Raw genomic sequence first — 16818 nt, 5'->3', positions numbered from 1 at the left:
AGGGGACAATCTGATGGAACACCTGCTGGTGGCGATCCTGAACGGCACGATCTACGGATTGCTGCTGTTCATGGTGTCGGCGGGACTGACCCTCATCTTCGGCATGATGGGCGTCCTCAATTTCGCGCACGCCTCGTTCTACATGCTGGGCGCCTATATTGCCTATGCGCTGGCGGGCGTGCTCGGCTTCGCGCTGGCGGTCATCGTCTCCCCCCTCATCGTCGGCGCGGTGGGGGTGGTGGTGGAGCGCTATTTCCTGCGCCGGGTGCATCGCTTCGGCCATGCCCACGAACTGCTGCTCACCTTCGGCCTGTCCTTCATCATCGCCGAGCTGGTCAAGCTGTTCTTCGGCAACTTCCCGGTGGACTACCGCCTTCCCGCCGCCCTCAGCTTCTCCGCCTTCCGCATCGGCGGCACCGATTATCCGGTCTACCGCCTCATCATGGGCGCGGTGGCGCTCGCCATGTTCGGCGTCATTTATGCGCTGCTCACCACCACGCGGGTGGGCATCGTGGTGCGCTCGGCCATCTTCCGGCCGCGCATGGCCGAGGCGCTGGGCCACAACGTGCCCCTCGTCTTCATGGGCGTGTTCGGGGTGGGCGCGGCGCTCGCGGGCCTTGCCGGCGCGCTGGCGGGGGCGTTCTACACCACCAATCCCAACATGGCGCTGGAACTGGGTGTGCTGGTGTTCGTGGTGGTGGTGATCGGCGGCCTTGGCTCGCTGGAAGGCGCCATGGTCGCCTCGCTGCTCATCGGCGTGGTCACCTCGCTGGCGGTGGGCATCGACGCGAGCTTTGCCGACCTGCTCGGCGTCATCGGCCTCGGCGACTGGGCGCGCGCGGTGGGCGGCCCGCTGACGCTCCAGGTGTCGAGCCTTGCCGCCACCATTCCCTTCGCGCTGATGCTGCTGGTGCTGCTGGTGCGTCCCTCGGGCCTGTTCGGCGACAAGAGCTAAGCCATGCGCATCAAGGTCATCCTCCTCGCCCTTGCCGTCATGGCGCTGGTCGCCGCCCCGGCCTTCCTCTCCGCAGGCCTCGTCAATGCGTCGATCCAGATGCTGATCGCCGCCCTGTTCGCCTCCGCCTTCAGCCTTTTGTGCGGGCAGGCGGGGATGCTCTCCTTCGGCCATTCGGCCTATTTCGGCATCGGCGCCTTCGCCACCATCCACGCCATGAACGCCTTCAACGGCGCCGGCCTCCTGCCCACACCGCTGCTGCCGCTGGTGGGCGGCTTCATGGGCCTCATGAGCGGCATCGCCGCCGGCTGGTTCGCCACCAAGCGCACCGGCGTCTACTTCTCCATGATCACGCTGGCTCTGGCCGAGCTGCTGCACGCTTTGGCCCCGCACCTGAAGGAGGTGTTCGGCGGCGAGGCGGGTGTCTCCGCCATGCGCATGCCGGCCTGGGGCTTCACCTTCGGCAGCAACGTGGAGGTCTATTACCTCACCCTCTTCTGGGTGCTGCTCTGCCTCGTGCTGCTTTATCTCTACACCCTGACGCCGGTGGGCCGGCTCACCCTCGGCCTGCGCGAGAACACCCACCGGCTGCGCTTCCTCGGCTACAACGTTCACAAGCTCAGCGTGCTGGTGTTCGCGGTGTCGGCCATGTTCTCGGGCGTGGCGGGGGCGCTGCAGGCGCTCAACATCGAGGCGGCGAACTATGTTGTCCTCGACATGCAGCTCTCCGCCTCGGTGGTGCTGAACAGCTATATCGGCGGCGTGAAGGTGTTCTTAGGCCCGGCCATCGGCGCGGCGCTCATGTCCTTCTTCGGCTATGCGGTGTCGGACCTCACCCGCTCCTGGCTGCTCTATCAGGGCGTGCTGTTCGTGCTGGTGATGATGTTCCTGCCCGACGGCCTCGTGGGCGAAATCGCCAGGCGGGTCCGCGAGGGACGCTTCGGTCTCGGCTGGGAGCGGCTTTCGGCGGGGCTGCTGTTCGCGGTGGCGCTGGCGCTGAGCGTCGTCGGCTTCGTCTGCGCGGTGGAGCTGGCGCAGCGCTTCTTCTCCACCGACTATCGCTCCATGGTGGTCGGCGCCACCTGGCCGCCGGTCGCCCTGTTCGGGCGCGAATGGCTGCCATTCTCGGTCGTCACCTGGGGGCTGCCCCTGGGCGTGATGGCGGTGGGCCTCGGCCTCCTCTCCTTCGCGTCGCGTCGCCTGGATCCTGAGCGTGGAGGCGCTTCATGAGCACGCCCGTCCTGTCCCTCCACGGGGTCCGCAAGTCCTTCGGTCCCATCGAGATCATCCGCGGCATCGAGCTCGACGTGGTGCCGGGGGAGCGCCACGCGGTGATCGGGCCGAACGGGGCGGGCAAGTCCACCTTGTTCCACCTCATCTCCGGCCAGTTCATGCCCACGGCGGGCGAGATCCTGCTGGAGGGCCTGCCCATCGGCGGCATGCCGCCCCATCTGGTGAACCGGCAGGGGCTCGCCCGCTCCTTCCAGATCACCAACATCTTCCCCGGCCTCTCGGTGTTCGAGAATCTGAGGCTGGCGGTGATGCGGCGCTTCGGCCTTGAATTCGTGTTCTGGCGCCGGGCCTCGCGCCTCAGGGCGGTGACGCATCTGGTGGAGGAACTCCTTGCCCAGGTGCGGCTGGAGAAGCGGGCAAATGCGCTGGCCAGCGAACTGTCCTATTCCGAGCAGCGCTCGCTGGAGATCGGCATGACGCTGGCGAGCGATCCCAAGGTGATCCTTTTGGACGAGCCCATGGCGGGCATGTCCCACGAGGAGACGGAATACACGGTGGGCCTCATCCGCGAGATCACGAAGGGGCGCACGCTCCTCATCGTGGAGCACGACATGGACGTGGTGTTCTCCCTCTCCGACCGCATCAGCGTTCTGGTCTACGGGCAGATCATCGCCACCGGAACGCCGGCCGAGATCCGCGGCAACCTGGCCGTGCGCGAAGCCTATCTCGGCGAGGAGGCCAGCTGATGCGCGACACGCCCCTTCTCACCGTCGACGGCCTCCACGCCCATTACGGCAAGAGCCACATCCTGCACGGCGTCACCTTCCAGGTGGGGCAGGGGGAGGTGGTGAGCCTTCTGGGCCGCAACGGCTCCGGCCGGTCCACGACGCTGAAGGCCATCATGGGCCTGGTGCCGCCCACCGGCGGACACATCGTGCTGCGCGGGAAGGACCTCACCGGCGCCCGCGCTTTCAATATCTGCCGCGCCGGCATCGCCTATGTGCCGGAGGAGCGCGAGGTCTTCCTCAACCTCACCGTGGACGAGAATTTGCGGATGGGCGAGCAGAAGGGCGCGGAGGGCGCCGCGCGCTGGACCGTCGAGCAGATGTTCGATTATTTCCCGCGCCTCAAGGAGCGCCGCAACACCCGCGCCGGCAGCCTCTCGGGCGGCGAGCAGCAGATGCTCACCATGTGCCGCTCGCTGCTCGGCAACCCGCTGGTGATCCTCATCGACGAGCCCACGGAGGGGCTGGCGCCGAAGATCGTGACCGTGGTGGGGGAGGCCATCGCCGACATCAACCGGCGCGGGGTGTCCGTGCTGCTGGTGGAGCAGAAACTGACCATCGCCCTCAAGGTGTCGCACCGGGTGTGCGTCATGGGCCATGGCCGCATCGTGTTCGAGGGCGCGCCGCAGGCGCTCACCTCGAATGCGCGGCTGATGGAGGAATGGCTGGCGGTCTGACCGCCCGGCCGTGGCCCCAGGACCTGTGCTTCAGGGACCGCGCCTCACGGCGTCTCCCGGTCCTCGCCCGCGGGTTCCGGTGCGGCGCCGTCCTTTGCGTGCGCCTCCTGGGCGCGCGACAGGGCATCGTAGAGCCAGCGGCGCATGTCGCCTGCGAACATGGCGCCGGCAACGCGCGCCACCTCGCGGTGGTCATGGATGAAGCTGAGGGTGGGAATGGACGAGATGCGGAAATAGTCCGCCAGCGCGCGCTCGGCGTCGGTGTCCACCTTGGCGAAGCGCACATGGGGCTCGAACTCGGCGGCGAGTGCCTCGAACACCGGGGCCATGCTCTTGCACGGCCCGCACCATGCCGCCCAGAAGTCGATCACGAGGGGCAGGCCGCCCGGCGCCGTGTGGGCGTCGAAACGCGCGGCCGTCAGCGTCATGGGCCGCCCGGTGAAGAGCGCGCCCCCGCACGCGCCGCAGCGGGCGGTCTGGGCCTCCTGGTCGGGCGCGAGTGTGGTCGGGGCGTCGCAAGCGGGGCATGCGATGGTCAGTCCGGCCGGGGCCTGGGCGAGCGTCGGGTTTGTCATGGCTGCAACTCGTTTTGTCTCGTGTGAAACGCCATGACGAGCCGGCTGCAAGAACGGGACCGCAAAATCGCGCCTCTAGAGAACGCGTTGCCCGATCTGCTTGCATCACAAGCCGGTCGGACAACGTGTTCTCTTTCTTGAGTTTAGAGCGTGGTCCCCGCGCCTCAGGGCTTGAACGCGGCGCAGGCGATGCGCGCGCCGGCGCCGCCGATGGGCTGGGTGGTGTGGTCGTCGGGGCTGGCATGGATCACCAGGGCGAAGCCCGCCGGGGTCAGCAGGCCGCGGGCGCCGGTGAGGCCCACCGGGCTCGTCACCTCGGCCGACACCGACCCATCGGCGACGGCGAAGATGTTGGGCAGGTCGCCTTCATCCGGCCCGTTGGGGTTGAGCAGGCCATGGGCCTTGCCGCCATGGTTCACATGGGCCTTGGACGCCAGGAACTTCTCGGTGTCCGAGCAGTCGGCGACGGCGTGGAAGTGGATGCCGTGCCAGCCGGGCGTCGTCGCGCCGGGCTGAAGGACAAGGCGCACGATGGTGACGCGGTCGGTCCCGGTGGCGGTGACGGTGCCGATGGACTTGCCGCTATTGCCGATGATGTCGGCCTTCACGACGGTGGGTGCCGGGGCTGCGGCGGGCGCCGCCGGGGCCTGGGTTTGGGCCTGGGCCATAGCGACGGGAGTGGCCGCGATCAGGGCCGAAGCTGCGAGGAGCCAGTGTTTCGAACGCATGGGGTGCCCTCCTTGTCCGGTGGCGCGCTTGGCGCGCATTATCTCGAACCGCCCCCGCTTATAGCACCGGTGCCGGAGCCGGGTCTCGGCGTCGGGGGCGCCGTCGGGTCCCGCGGCTTGGCGTCAGCCGCCTTCCTTGCCCTTGCGCAGGTGGTGGGCGGGGCGGAGGTCCAGCGGCGGACGGCGCGGGTGAAGCTGCGCTGGAGCCGTAGCCCAGCCAGTCGCTGGGGTGCTGGTCGGCCAATCATGGATGCCTGTAACGCTGCAGGAACATGCGGATGGTCTCTTCGACCGCCTCATCGGTCGAGATGGGCAGGCTTTCACGACCCATCATCCAGGGCCAGAGCGACAACTCGTTGAGCATGCCCATGAATTGGTGGGCCGCCAGCATGGGATTGGGACAAGCCAGGATGCCCATGGCCGTCAGATGGGCGAGATACCGCGTGAGCCGCTCCGTTTGAGGGTCCATGACGGTTGCGAATTCCGCGGCGATCCAGGGAAACTGGCGCGAGTCGGCCACCACCATGCGCAAGAATCCGAGATATCCCCGGTGCTTGTGGAGCTCCAGGATCATCCGCGCGATCAGGCGCAGGAAGTCCTCGACGTCGCCTCGGGTTTCGATGCCGGGCGGAAACGTGTCCTCGAGCTGATGCGACACCCGTCGGAGCATCTCTCGAAAGATCTCTTCCTTGCTCGAAAACTGATTGTAGAGGGTGCGCCGCGCCACGCCCGCCGCCTCGGCGAGCTCGTCCATACTCACCGCGCCGAAGCCTCGCTCCAGGAACAGGCGCTCGGCGGCCTCGACTATGGCGTCCCGCGATCCGCCGCGCCGGGCTTTCTGTAGCGCCTCCTTCGACACGTTGCGAGCGTTCATCCAAATTCCCCTATTGCACTGATAAGTGCATATAATTATATTGCACAGTGCAATGCAATCCAAGGGCCGGATCGGGGAAATCGGACCTTCGTCCTTTTTCCCTTGCGAGGCAGCGCACTACGGCTCCCAGCGGAAGACGATGCCAATGCTCAAGTTTCGGATAATAGGGGCCATCTTGATGGCGGCGACCGTCATGGGCTGCGACGAGGCGGCCTCACCCAATACCCAAGCCCGCCCTGTCCGGACGCTCGCCGTCGGGGGCAGCGCGGAAGGCGAGACCGTCTCGCTGACGGGCCAAGTTCGTGCCAAGGACCAGGTCAGCCTGGCGTTCCGCCTCGATGGGCGCATGATCGAACGGTCTATTCGTGTGGGCGATGTGGTTTCGCCAGGCCAAGTCGTCGCCCGGCTCGACGCCAATAACCAGCAGAATGCGTTGCGCACGGCGCAAGCAAACCTTGCGTCGGCTCAGGCGGTGCTGACCCAGGCTCGCCTGACTTACCAGCGCCAGGAGCAGCTCTCGAAGGGCGGCTGGGCCACACGCGCAAGATTTGATGAAGCAGTGCAGAGCCTGCGGTCCGCCGAGGCCCAGGTGGAGTCCGCTCAGGCACAGCTGCACACCGCTCAGGATCAGCTGAGCTATACGGTCTTGTCCGCCGATGGCGCGGGCGCGGTTACCGCGGTCGGCGCCGAACCGGGCGAAGTTATCCGCGCCGGCCAAATGGTCGTGGAGGTCGCGCGCCAAGGCGGGCGCGACGCCGTCTTCGACGTCTCCGAGCAGATCATAAGGACGAGCCCGCGCGACGTGCCCGTCGAGATCGCGCTTACCGACGACCCGAAGGTGAGAGCCACCGGGCGGGTCCGCGAAGTGGCGCCTCAGGCGGATTCCGTCACCCGGACCTTCCAGGTGAAGGTCGAGATCATGGATCCGCCGGAGGCCATGCATCTGGGGTCGACCGTGACCGGAAAAATCCGGCTGGCCCCACCTCCGGGGATCGAGGTGCCGGCGAGCGCGCTGACCGAGGCGAACGCGGGACCGGCGGTTTGGGTGGTCGATCCGCAGAGCCAGACCGTGTCCCTGCGCAGGGTGGACGTGCTGCGCTACGATCAGGCGATGGTTGTGATCTCAGGGGGACTGGAAACCGGCGAACTCGTCGTCACCGCTGGCGTGCACGCCTTGCGCCCCGGCCAGAAGGTCCGCCTGTCGGGAGCTGCCTCATGAAGCGCTTCAACCTTTCTGAATGGGCTCTCGGTCATCGTTCCGTTGTGACCTATTTCATGCTCGTCATTATCGTCGCGGGCATCAGCTCCTATCTCCGGCTCGGACGCAGCGAGGATCCGGATTTTTCCGTCAAGACGATGGTCGTGCAGGCTGGATGGCCGGGCGCCACCGTCGGCGACACGATCGAGCAGATCACGGACCGTCTTGAGCGCAAGCTTCAGGAGACGCCCAACCTGGATCACCTGAAGAGCTACACGACGGCGGGCCAGACGACGATCTTCGTCAACCTGAAGGATTCGACGTCGCCAGAAAGGGTCGCCGACATCTGGTACCAGGTGCGCAAGAAGGTAGGGGACATCCGCAACACCTTGCCCCAGGGAATCGTCGGTCCCGGCTTCAACGACGAGTTCGGCGATACCTACGGCATCGTCTACGGCTTCACCGCGGACGGATTCACCCATCGCGAGTTGAGGGACCGCGTCGAAGACATCCGCAAACAGCTCCTCCAACTGCAAGATATCTCGAAGATCGACGTCCTCGGCGCCCAGGACGAACGGGTCTATGTGGAGTTCTCGACAGAGAAGCTGGCGGGGCTCGGACTCAACCGCACCTCGCTGGTCGCCGCCCTGCTGGCCCAAAACGCGGTCATTCCCGCGGGCGTGGTGCAGACCGGGGACGAGAAGATCCTCGTGCGCGTCTCGGGTGCGTTTCAGTCCGAGCAGGACATCTTGGCCGTCAACTTCGTCGCCAATGACAGGATGATACGCCTTGGTGACATCGGGCGCGTCACACGCGGTCCTGCCGATCCTGCGCAGCCAATATTCCGCGTCAAGGGGCGCGACGGCATCGGTCTTGCTATCGCCATGCGCAAGGGCGGCGACGTCCTCGCTCTCGGCCATAACGTCGCCCAGGCCATGACGAAAATCAACTCGGCGCTGCCCATGGGGGTCGAGCCGACGTTCATCGCAGACCAGCCCGTGACCGTCGAGCATGCCGTCGATGAATTCATGGAGGCGCTTTGGGAGGCCGTCGCCATTGTGCTTGCGGTCAGCCTGCTCAGCCTTGGCATGCGCGCGGGTGCCGTGGTGGCCATCGCGATCCCGCTCGTCCTTGCCGCGGTGTTCGTCGCAATGGAGTTCTTCGGGATCGACCTGCAGCGCATCTCGCTGGGCGCCCTCATCATCGCGCTCGGCTTGCTGGTCGATGATGCCATGATCACCGTGGAGACGATGGTCACCCGGCTGGAGCGCGGCGACGACAAGCAGCGGGCCGCGTCCTTTGCCTTCACCTCGACCGCCGTGCCCATGCTCACGGGCACGCTGGTCACCGTCGCGGGGTTTGTCCCCATCGGCTTCGCGCACAGCGCCGCAGGCGAGTACACCTTCTCGATCTTCGCCGTGGTCGCGATCGCGCTGATCGCCTCCTGGATCGTCGCGGTGCTCTTCGCGCCCCTGCTCGGCGTCTGGATTCTCAAGAAGCCGAGAACGGCGCACTCCGAGGAGCCGGGCCCGATCCTGCGCAGGTTCCGCCGCCTTCTCCTGCTGGCGATGCGGGCACGCTGGGCCACGGTCCTCGTCACGCTCGGCCTGTTCGGGGCCGCGCTCTACGGCATGCGCTTCGTTCCGCAGCAATTCTTCCCGCCCTCCGACCGGCCCGAACTGCTGGTGGACCTGCAGCTGCCCGACAACGCGTCGATCTCCGCGGCCCGGGAGGTCTCGGCGCGGCTGGACAGGCTGCTCGAAGGCGACCAGGACGTGGAGCACTGGAGCACCTATGTCGGGCAGGGCGCCGTGCGCTTCTATCTGCCCCTCAACGTCCAGCTCCCCAATGATTTTTTTGCCCAGCACGTGATCGTCACCAAGGGGCTGGAGCAGCGCGAGCGGGTCAAGGCGAAGCTGGAGCACGCGCTGGCGAGCGAGTTCCCGAATGTCGTCGGGCGGGTCTACCCGCTCGAGCTCGGACCTCCGGTGGGATGGCCACTCCAGTACCGGGTGAGCGGACCTGAGCCCGGAGAGGTGCGGGCGATCGCCTTCAAGGTCGCTCAGATCATCGGGTCCGATCCTGGCGCCCAGAACGTCAACTACAACTGGATCGAGCCGGCACGCACGGTCAGGATCCAGGTCGATCAGGATCAGGCGCGCCTTTTGGGCCTGAGCTCGCAGGATCTGGCCCAGTCGGTGCACGCGGTCGTGTCCGGCATCACGGCAACGCAGCTGCGCAGCGGCATCCATCTCGTCGATGTGGTTATCCGGGGCGCCGCCGAGCAGCGCATGTCGCTGTCGACGATCCGCATGCTTCAGGTGCCGCTGCCGAACGGGCGGACCATTCCGTTAAGTCAGATTGCCTCCGTCGAATATGGTCAGGAATATCCCATCGTCTGGCGGCGGGACCGCCAGCCCACGGTGACGGTCCAGGCCGATGTGGTGGCCGACACCCAGGCCGCAGCGGTTGTGCAGGCCTTGGCGCCGAAGTTCACGGCCCTGAATGCCAGCCTGCCGAGCGGCTACCATGTCGATGTCGGTGGAACGGTGGAGGAGAGTGACAAGGCGCAAATGTCGGTCGCCGCCGTCATGCCCTTGATGCTCATCCTGGCGCTCACTGTGCTGATGCTCCAGCTCCAGAGCTTCAACCGCCTGTTTCTGGTGGTCAGCGTCGCCCCGCTCGGCCTCATTGGGGTCGTCGCAGCCCTCCTCGCCTCGGACAAGCCCCTGGGCTTCGTGGCGCTCCTCGGGGTGCTCGCCCTCAGCGGCATGATCGTCCGGAACTCGGTGATCCTCATTGATCAGATCGAGAGGGAAAGGGATCACGGCCGGCATCCGTGGGACGCCGTCGTCGAGGCCACCACCCACCGGTTCCGACCGATCCTGCTCACCGCGGCCGCCGCGATCCTCGGCATGATCCCGATCGCGCCGACAATCTTCTGGGGGCCGATGGCCTACGCGATCATGGGCGGTCTTGCAGTGGCAACGCTCCTGACCCTCGTATTTCTTCCGGCGCTCTATGTGATCTGGTTCCGCATCAGGGAGCCCGAGCCGCCGGCGCGCGCCGAGGCGCTTCAGGACCGCAAAATGGATTCTGCACAACAAGACGTCCTGGAGAGGGCATGAGCATCAGCACAGAATTCCTGAGCCCGCTTTCCGCATTGCTGGGAGCGCTTGTCGGCGGCGGCGCCTCGCTGATCGCCGCCATCTACACGCACCACGGCCAAGATCGTCTTCAGCGCATTGCCGCAGAAATAACGAAGCGTGAGATCGTCTATGCAGATTTCGTGATGCACGCAACGCAGCTGCTTGTACGCGCTTATACGATTGATGAGCTCACGCTAAGTGGAGACGAGCAGCACCTGATCGGACTGATCACCCGAATGAGGTTCTTTGCTCCGCCCAAGGTTGTCGACACCGCGGAGGCGGTGCTCCGCGCGATCGTCGATATTTCCTTGAAACCAAGCATCGAACTTCGACAGCTCGCGACGGAGGCCTTGTCCAAGAACCTCGACCCCGATCCACTTGTGCAATTCAGCCTGCTCTGCAGGGCAGATTTGGACAGCGTGCGTCGGACCATGAGGTGATCCGAGGGCGTCTTCCAGCGGATGAAGCGGAGCCGCTCATCCGTATTGCCGGCAAGGAGGCCGTCCAACACCTCGTCTTCGCCGGGGGGAAGATCGCGGCCCGAGAACAGATCGGCGAGTTGCACATCAGCGCGGCATGAGGGTCCGATAGCCGGGGATCGGCATCTCATGCCTCCGCCGCCGGCCGCCGCCCGCGCCGGGGCTTTGGCGCCGCGCCGCGCTCGGCCCGGATGCGCTCCAGCAGCATGCCCGCCGGCTCGTCTGAGGGGTCCTGCGGCACCAGTTCGCCGCGGAAGGCCTTGGCGAGCACGGCCTGATCCAGCCGGTCGATGAGCTTGCGGGCGCTGGTGGCCTCGGCGGCGAGGCGGTCGATCCAGGCGAAGGCGGTTTCGATGCGGTGTAGCAGTTCCGCTTGCTCGGCAAGAGGCATTACGGGAACGCCGAGCTGCCGCAGCTTGGTGCCGTTGACGTTCGCCTGTCCAACCTGTTGGTTGACGACTGACGCGACCCATTCCCTACCGTAATGTGAATTGATGTAGGCGCTCAGGAGACGGGGTACAAATCCGCAGGTCTTGATGCGAATGAGATAAGAAGCAAACGACGCCCGAGCTGGCTCCTCGTCGTAAACAGCGGTCTTACCGACGAGTTCTGCGCTGTTCGTCCGGTTGAACAGCACATCGCCCCTCTGCAATAGCAAGGTGGGAAATTCGTGATGATCCTGCGGCAGATATTTCAGAGAATTTAAGTCGAGGCTGCCGCCTTGCAGATTTCCCATCCGCAGCACAGCGACACCGGTTTCATCGTCATTGGTTTTCGCTGAGCTACCGTACTGGATCAGGTGCGACAGTTGATCGACAGACGCCCATACCCAACCGGGCGGCAAGTCAATATCCGGCCGCCAGTCAATGCCGTCAGCCACGCTGTAGCGAGATGAGGCGGAGAACGTCCCCCAAGCTTCTTTTCTAAGCTCCTCAAGGGCGGCAGGGGACACATCATCGGCGCTCTTTCGCGCTCGCCACTCCCGCGTCAAATCCCCCCGGAAGGCGGCGGCGAGGATGGCCTGTTTGTACTTCTCGACGAGGCGGGGGATGTGGTCGAGGTGATCGCGGGCGCGTCTGGACTTGGTCGTCAGGCTGTCGATCTTCGCCACAATCCGCCGCTGTTCGGGGAGAGGCGGAACTGGCAGTTTGATTGCCTCAATCATTCCTTTCGTGAGAGCCTGACGGGTCACGCCGTAGTTCTCTGCAATGATGAGTTGCTGCATGGATGGGGAGGCAAGAAACCCGGCAATGAAGGCAGAGTTCATTCCCTCCGCTGGTCGGATGATCGACACGTGCTGATTGACGCGGGCGCCGTCCATCCGCTCCGGGGCAAGCGTGACGCGTCCAATCGAAGCTCCGGTGATGTTCAAAAGCACATCGCCGTGTCGGACGGTCACGCTGTCCAGATTTCGCGCCTGCGCGTCGTCCAGATAGGCGAGACCGACATCGGTGAATCCACTGAAATGGACGTTCTGCGATCGGATCAGTGGTGTCCCCGAGGTGGCGTAGGCGGTGTGGCCGCCCTTCGGCGTAGCGCCGCTGCCGATTTTAGTTGTCACTTGTGAAAGCGGCGCCTCCACCCACCCCTTCGGCAGCCCGCTCATTCCGCCGCCTCCGCCACGGTGGCGGCCTCCTCCGGCTCCAGCTCTTCCGCCAGCGCCTCGATCTCCTCCAGTGCGGCCTTGAGATGCCCGATGAGGGCGGCGGCGATGTCTTCCGGCTCGGTCAGGGTTTCCTCGGCCTCGGCCTCGGTATCGCGCAGCCAGGAGATGTCGAGATTGTCGTTGCGCCCGGCGATGGCGGCGCGGGAGAAGCAGCGCCAGCGGACTTCGTTTTCGCTTCTTGTCGCGCCTGCGGCGCTCCCTGCCTCACCTTCGTCCGTCCGCTTCGCGCCGCCGTTGGGATCATCCCCATAGGCGGCCTCGAAGGCGGCGAAATCGGCGATGGTGAGGGGGCGGGTCTTGCCGAAGGCGGGCATGTTGGCCCGCATGTCATAGACCCACACCGCCTTGGTGTTGGCCTTGTCGCTCTTGCCGCGCCGGAAGAACAGCACGTTGGTCTTCACCCCCTGCGCGTAGAAGATGCCGGTGGGCAGCCGCAGGATGGTGTGCAGGTTGCACAGCTCCATGAGCCATGTGCGCAGACGCCGGCCGGTATTGTCCTCGAACAGCACATTGTCCGGCACCACCACGGCGGCGCGTCCGCCGGGGATGAGGCCGCGCACGATGTGCTCCACGAAGGCCAATTGCTTGTTGGAGGTCTCCGCCGTCACGGAAAAGTCGGTGCGCGTGGGCCGCCCGCCGCCCTTCTTGGTGCCGAAAGGCGGATTGGTGAGGATGAGGTGGGCTTTCGGTAGCCCCTCGCCGTCGGGCGAGAGGGTGTCCATGTTCTCCACCCCGCCCTCGATGCCATGCAGAAGCAGGTTCATGAGGCACAGGCGGTGGGTGTCCGGCACCAGTTCGGCCCCCACGAAGGCGTTGTTGCGCTGGAAGAAGCCTTGCGCCTCGGTCAGCTCGAAAAGATCGTCCGTGCGGTCCTTGATGTAGCGATCGGCAGCGACGAGAAAACCGGCCGTCCCGGCCGCCGGGTCCTGCACGATCTCCCCCGGCTGGGGCTTCATGAGCCGCACGATGCAATCGATGAGGGGGCGTGGCGTGAAATATTGCCCGGCGCCGGATTTCTTGTCGGCCGCGTTCTTTTCCAGCAGCCCCTCATAGAGGGTGCCGAGCCCCTCCTCGCGGGCGGAGAACCAATCCAGCAGGTCGATGCTGGAGGTGAGTGCCTTCAGGTTCGTGGGCTTGCGCAGCTTGGTCTGGGCATCGGTGAAGATGGCGCCAACCAGCTTGTCCGGAGCCTTGCCGAGGGCGAGCAGCATCGCCTTGTAATAGTCGAGCTGCTCCATGCCCTCCTTCTTCGCAAGAAGGCCCCAGCGCCAGCCTTCCGGCAGGCGCTCCTCGTGACCGGTCTCCTCCAGCATCTTGAGGAACAGGAGGTAGGTCAGCTCGGTGACATACTCATTGTACGTGACGCCATCGTCGCGAAGCACGTGGCAGAGGCCCCAGAGCTTGGCCACGATATTGGCAGTGGGGGTGGACGAGGTGGTCATCAGGCGCTTCTCTTCCACATCTCTTCGTTGATCCCGGCGAGGATGCTCTCAAGCTCTCCGCCGAACACCTTGTTCAGCCGGCTGAACCCGCCATGGGACGAGAACTGGCCGGTGTCGATGGCCTCGCGATCCACCACGACTTCCCTCTCGATCTGCTCGCCGATGCGCTTCAACCACGTCTTCTGCGGCTCCGTCCAGGCGCGGCTCGCCAGGATGATGCGCATGGCGGCCTTCACGCGGGTGGTGTAGGGCACCAGCGGATCGCCGATGGCGGCCTGTCGGACGAAGCCGATGATGGAGGCGGCGATCTCCTCATTCTTGGCATCGGCCCAGGCGCGGCGCAGGTTCGCTTCCGAATAGCCCTTGCGATCGAGGGTGAGCCGCAATTCCTTGAGGTCGGCGCGGGTGAGGTCACGGGGGCGCTGCACCACCAGCTTCAGCGCGGCGATCGTGTTCATGTTGTCGCGCACGAAGGCGGTGAAGCTGTCGAGGAAGTCCTCCGGCCGCGCGGCCGTGCCGTAACCGCGGGTGACGGCGACGATCTCGTCGGCATGGGGCGAGATGGGAATGAGCTGTGGGGTCCCCCCGTCCGTCTGCCAGTCGAGGATCGGCCCGATGGCTGAGCGCTCCTTGAGCCACGCGGCGAGGGCTGGCGCCTCGCCCGACCGGAGCCGCTGCAACATGGCCTCCGGCGTCTCGCCCGCCACCGCCTCGAACCGCTGCCGCGCCTCCTCGGGCATCTGCTTCATCCGGCGGCGCAGCTTGACGACAAGCTGGTCGCGGATCACCTCGCGCTGGGCATCGTCGGTGGCGCCGATCATCTCCGAGACGAGCTGGGCAAAGCTGATGGACGGGTTGACCACCACGGGCTTCATGTCCGTGAGGTTCTGAAGGTGGGGGTAGAGGTCCACCGCGTCGAAGATGCGGAACACCTCCTTGCCGATCTCGTCGCAGCGCCGGGTCGCCCGGCCGATCATCTGATCATAGAGAATGCGGCTGTTCACCCGGCGCAGGAAAACGAGGTTCACGATCTTCGGCACGTCGATGCCGGTGGTGAGCAGGTCCACCGTGACGGCAATCTTCGGATTGGCGTCGTTGCGGAAGGAGCGGATGAGGTTCTGCACCTTGTCCACGCTGCCGGTGATCTTCTTCACGGCGGCATCGTCGATCTCGCCATATTCCGCGGCGAAGGCGGTCTTGATGGCGTTCACCACCATGTCCGCATGGGCGTCGGTGGCGGCGAAGATCAGGGTCTTGCCGTCAAGCGCCGGGTCGATGTGGCGGGCCAGTTCCTCGGCGACCACGCGGTTGAACTCCGGCGTGATGACCTGCTTGTTGAACTGCTCCACCTCGAAGCGGATTTCGTCCGGCAGGGTGGCGGTGTCGACCTCGCCGGTCTGGGTGTTCAAGAGGTCGAGCTGCTCCTCCCGCGCGAAGACAATGCCGGCCCGCGCCAAGGCGGTTTCGATCCGCACCGGCGGCTCGTGGTCGATCAGGAAGCCGTCGATGACCGCCTCGCGGTAGGAATAGCGGAAGATCGGCTCGCCGAAGATGTCCGTGGTGTGCAGGGCGGGGGTGGCCGTGAGGCCGATCTTCACCGCGTCGAAATATTCCAGCACGCGGCGATATTTGGAGATGTAGTCGGTTTCGTCCCGGAAGCCGAGTTCAGGGTCGGACAGCTCGCGGTCGAGCAGATAGCCGCGGTGGCATTCGTCGATGACCATGAGGTCATACTGGTCGATGGGCGGCGCCTCGGACCCATCGGCCGCATATAGCACCCGCTTGACCAGCCCCTGGATGGTGCAGATGTGGACCTTCGTCTCCAGGTCGGGCGTCACGTCGTCGAGGCCCTTCAGCCCGAAGATTTCCGCGAACGTCTTACCCGAGACGACCTTGGTGGTGGAGAACTCGCCCTCGGTCTGGTGCCCGAGCGCGGAGCGATCCACCACGAAGCAGATGCGACGGAAGCGCTTGGCGGACAACAGCCGGTAGAGCAGGGCAATGGCGAGCTTGGTCTTGCCGGTGCCCGTGGCCATGGCCACCAGCATGGAGCGACGCTCGTTCGTCAGCGCCTCCTCCACGGCCCGGATGGCGCTCTCCTGATAATGGCGGAGCGGGAAGCCGAAGACGAAGGGCTGCACCTTGAGGGCCGCATCGGCCGCGTCCTGATCCACCTCCAGTTGGCCCGTCAGGCCCTCTGGCGTGGGCCAGTCCACCAGGGCACGGCGGTGGTTCGCTCCCCGGCGCGTATCGCGAAACCAGATGCCACTCTCGGTCTCGATCTGCTTCAGGTAGGAACGCCCGTTGGCGGCGAAGACGAACGGCACGCGATGGTCGCCCCACGGCCCGCCGGCATAAGCGAAATCGTCGCCGTCGCGGATGCCGATGGAATAGCGCTCGGATTGGTCAATGGCCCCCGAGACGCTCTTGCGCTGGCGCTTGGCCTCCACGACACCCATGAGGGTTGTGCCGACGAACAGCGCATAGTCCGCCCGTCCGTTTGCGGTCGGCCATTCGGCGATGGCCATGTTGCGGCTCTTTGCCGGCCGAACGCCCGCGCTGTGGCGCAAGGTCCTGGTGTCGGCTTCCCAACCCCTGTCCCGAAGCTGCTGGTCGATGAGTGCGCGGGTCTCTGCCTCGTCCAGTTCAAGCCGGGCAGCGGCCTCTTCGCCGCGCTCCACAAGCTCCATCGTTTCTTGACGGGGAGCAGCCTCGGCCTGCGACTGAAGGCTCGCCAGCTTCTCGGCGATCGCTGTCTTCTGGGCCTCCGTCTCCTGGGCAAGCTGCTCCCAGGCCGCCCGCTCCTCGGCTTCCCGCCTCAGCCGCTCATCCAGTGTCTCGCGAGCGCGGGCATGCTCTTCAGCCTCGCGCCGCGCGGCGGCGGCCGCATCCTCGCTCTCGGCCACCTTGCGGCGCAGGGCCTCGATCTCTGAGGTGGTCCCGGTTTGGCGGACAGATTGGCGGCTTTGCTAAGCTTGGTTCTGGTGTGCGTTACGCCGCCATGTCGATGCTGTCGCAGGCCGTATGGACCTCCTCCGGCGTTCTGCCGCCGAGGGC

At 65.7% G+C, this 16818-nt stretch carries 13 protein-coding genes; 7 read left to right on the top strand and 6 right to left on the bottom strand.

Annotation, left to right across the window (positions count from 1 at the left end):
* Positions 1 to 13 precede the first annotated feature (13 nt).
* Genes K9U40_RS01445 through K9U40_RS01430 form a run of 4 tightly spaced genes read left to right on the top strand, consistent with a single transcriptional unit; the run spans position 14 to position 3650 of the window.
* Positions 14 to 955, top strand: a complete 942-nt coding sequence (locus K9U40_RS01445; RefSeq protein ID WP_282888480.1) for a branched-chain amino acid ABC transporter permease — start codon at positions 14 to 16, stop codon at positions 953 to 955.
* A 3-nt stretch (positions 956 to 958) separates the two neighbouring features.
* Positions 959 to 2185, top strand: a complete 1227-nt coding sequence (locus K9U40_RS01440) for a branched-chain amino acid ABC transporter permease (protein ID WP_282888479.1) — start codon at positions 959 to 961, stop codon at positions 2183 to 2185.
* Positions 2182 to 2934 (top strand): ABC transporter ATP-binding protein, encoded by a 753-nt coding sequence (locus K9U40_RS01435; protein ID WP_282888478.1) that lies wholly within the window; start codon positions 2182 to 2184, stop codon positions 2932 to 2934. Before K9U40_RS01440 ends, K9U40_RS01435 begins: the two co-directional genes overlap by 4 nt.
* Entirely contained in the window at positions 2934 to 3650 is a 717-nt protein-coding gene (locus tag K9U40_RS01430) for an ABC transporter ATP-binding protein (protein WP_282888477.1), read from the top strand. Before K9U40_RS01435 ends, K9U40_RS01430 begins: the two co-directional genes overlap by 1 nt.
* A gap of 44 nt (positions 3651 to 3694) precedes the next feature.
* Here K9U40_RS01430 and K9U40_RS01425 read toward each other — a convergent pair whose 3' ends face one another.
* The 3 genes from K9U40_RS01425 to K9U40_RS01415 all read right to left on the bottom strand — a co-directional run bounded on the left by K9U40_RS01425 (position 3695) and on the right by K9U40_RS01415 (position 5827).
* Positions 3695 to 4225 (bottom strand): thioredoxin domain-containing protein, encoded by a 531-nt coding sequence (locus K9U40_RS01425; protein ID WP_282888476.1) that lies wholly within the window; start codon positions 4223 to 4225, stop codon positions 3695 to 3697.
* 164 nt (positions 4226 to 4389) lie between these two features.
* Entirely contained in the window at positions 4390 to 4953 is a 564-nt protein-coding gene (locus K9U40_RS01420) for a superoxide dismutase family protein (RefSeq protein ID WP_282888475.1), read from the bottom strand.
* Positions 4954 to 5197: 244 nt separating this feature from the next.
* Complete coding sequence (locus tag K9U40_RS01415; protein WP_282888474.1) at positions 5198 to 5827, bottom strand: TetR/AcrR family transcriptional regulator; 630 nt, start codon at positions 5825 to 5827, stop codon at positions 5198 to 5200.
* A 178-nt stretch (positions 5828 to 6005) separates the two neighbouring features.
* On the opposite strand from K9U40_RS01415, the gene K9U40_RS01410 reads away from it, so the two are divergent.
* Genes K9U40_RS01410 through K9U40_RS01400 form a run of 3 tightly spaced genes read left to right on the top strand, consistent with a single transcriptional unit; the run spans position 6006 to position 10614 of the window.
* Positions 6006 to 7046: an efflux RND transporter periplasmic adaptor subunit gene (locus K9U40_RS01410; RefSeq protein WP_282888473.1), complete on the top strand. Its 1041-nt coding sequence runs from the start codon at positions 6006 to 6008 to the stop codon at positions 7044 to 7046.
* Positions 7043 to 10153: an efflux RND transporter permease subunit gene (locus K9U40_RS01405; RefSeq protein ID WP_282888472.1), complete on the top strand. Its 3111-nt coding sequence runs from the start codon at positions 7043 to 7045 to the stop codon at positions 10151 to 10153. Before K9U40_RS01410 ends, K9U40_RS01405 begins: the two co-directional genes overlap by 4 nt.
* Complete coding sequence (locus K9U40_RS01400; protein ID WP_282888471.1) at positions 10150 to 10614, top strand: hypothetical protein; 465 nt, start codon at positions 10150 to 10152, stop codon at positions 10612 to 10614. Before K9U40_RS01405 ends, K9U40_RS01400 begins: the two co-directional genes overlap by 4 nt.
* 166 nt (positions 10615 to 10780) lie before the next feature.
* Here the strand turns inward: K9U40_RS01400 and K9U40_RS01395 are convergent, their stop codons facing one another.
* Genes K9U40_RS01395 through hsdR form a run of 3 tightly spaced genes read right to left on the bottom strand, consistent with a single transcriptional unit; the run spans position 10781 to position 16667 of the window.
* Positions 10781 to 12259: a restriction endonuclease subunit S gene (locus K9U40_RS01395; protein WP_282888470.1), complete on the bottom strand. Its 1479-nt coding sequence runs from the start codon at positions 12257 to 12259 to the stop codon at positions 10781 to 10783.
* A complete protein-coding gene (locus tag K9U40_RS01390; protein ID WP_282888469.1) occupies positions 12256 to 13761 on the bottom strand; it encodes an N-6 DNA methylase in 1506 nt (501 codons plus the stop codon). Before K9U40_RS01390 ends, K9U40_RS01395 begins: the two co-directional genes overlap by 4 nt.
* Positions 13761 to 16667, bottom strand: coding sequence for a type I restriction-modification system endonuclease (gene hsdR / locus K9U40_RS01385; protein ID WP_414114716.1), 2907 nt, complete (start codon positions 16665 to 16667; stop codon positions 13761 to 13763). The genes K9U40_RS01390 and hsdR overlap by 1 nt, the downstream gene beginning before the upstream one ends.
* Positions 16668 to 16818: the final 151 nt, after the last annotated feature.

Origin of the sequence: Xanthobacter autotrophicus, from assembly GCF_030015065.1 — a bacterium.
GTDB lineage: Bacteria > Pseudomonadota > Alphaproteobacteria > Rhizobiales > Xanthobacteraceae > Xanthobacter > Xanthobacter autotrophicus_D.
This window is presented reverse-complemented; position numbering and strand designations above follow the sequence as displayed.

Bases quoted from the DNA above. Each gene is read 5' to 3' on its own strand.
- K9U40_RS01445 (WP_282888480.1), top strand. From the start codon at position 14: ATGGAACACCTGCTGGTGGCGATCCTGAACGGCACGATCTACGGATTG.
- K9U40_RS01440 (WP_282888479.1), top strand. From the start codon at position 959: ATGCGCATCAAGGTCATCCTCCTCGCCCTTGCCGTCATGGCGCTGGTC.
- K9U40_RS01435 (WP_282888478.1), top strand. From the start codon at position 2,182: ATGAGCACGCCCGTCCTGTCCCTCCACGGGGTCCGCAAGTCCTTCGGT.
- K9U40_RS01430 (WP_282888477.1), top strand. From the start codon at position 2,934: ATGCGCGACACGCCCCTTCTCACCGTCGACGGCCTCCACGCCCATTAC.
- K9U40_RS01425 (WP_282888476.1), bottom strand. From the start codon at position 4,225: ATGACAAACCCGACGCTCGCCCAGGCCCCGGCCGGACTGACCATCGCA.
- K9U40_RS01420 (WP_282888475.1), bottom strand. From the start codon at position 4,953: ATGCGTTCGAAACACTGGCTCCTCGCAGCTTCGGCCCTGATCGCGGCC.
- K9U40_RS01415 (WP_282888474.1), bottom strand. From the start codon at position 5,827: ATGAACGCTCGCAACGTGTCGAAGGAGGCGCTACAGAAAGCCCGGCGC.
- K9U40_RS01410 (WP_282888473.1), top strand. From the start codon at position 6,006: ATGGCGGCGACCGTCATGGGCTGCGACGAGGCGGCCTCACCCAATACC.
- K9U40_RS01405 (WP_282888472.1), top strand. From the start codon at position 7,043: ATGAAGCGCTTCAACCTTTCTGAATGGGCTCTCGGTCATCGTTCCGTT.
- K9U40_RS01400 (WP_282888471.1), top strand. From the start codon at position 10,150: ATGAGCATCAGCACAGAATTCCTGAGCCCGCTTTCCGCATTGCTGGGA.
- K9U40_RS01395 (WP_282888470.1), bottom strand. From the start codon at position 12,259: ATGAGCGGGCTGCCGAAGGGGTGGGTGGAGGCGCCGCTTTCACAAGTG.
- K9U40_RS01390 (WP_282888469.1), bottom strand. From the start codon at position 13,761: ATGACCACCTCGTCCACCCCCACTGCCAATATCGTGGCCAAGCTCTGG.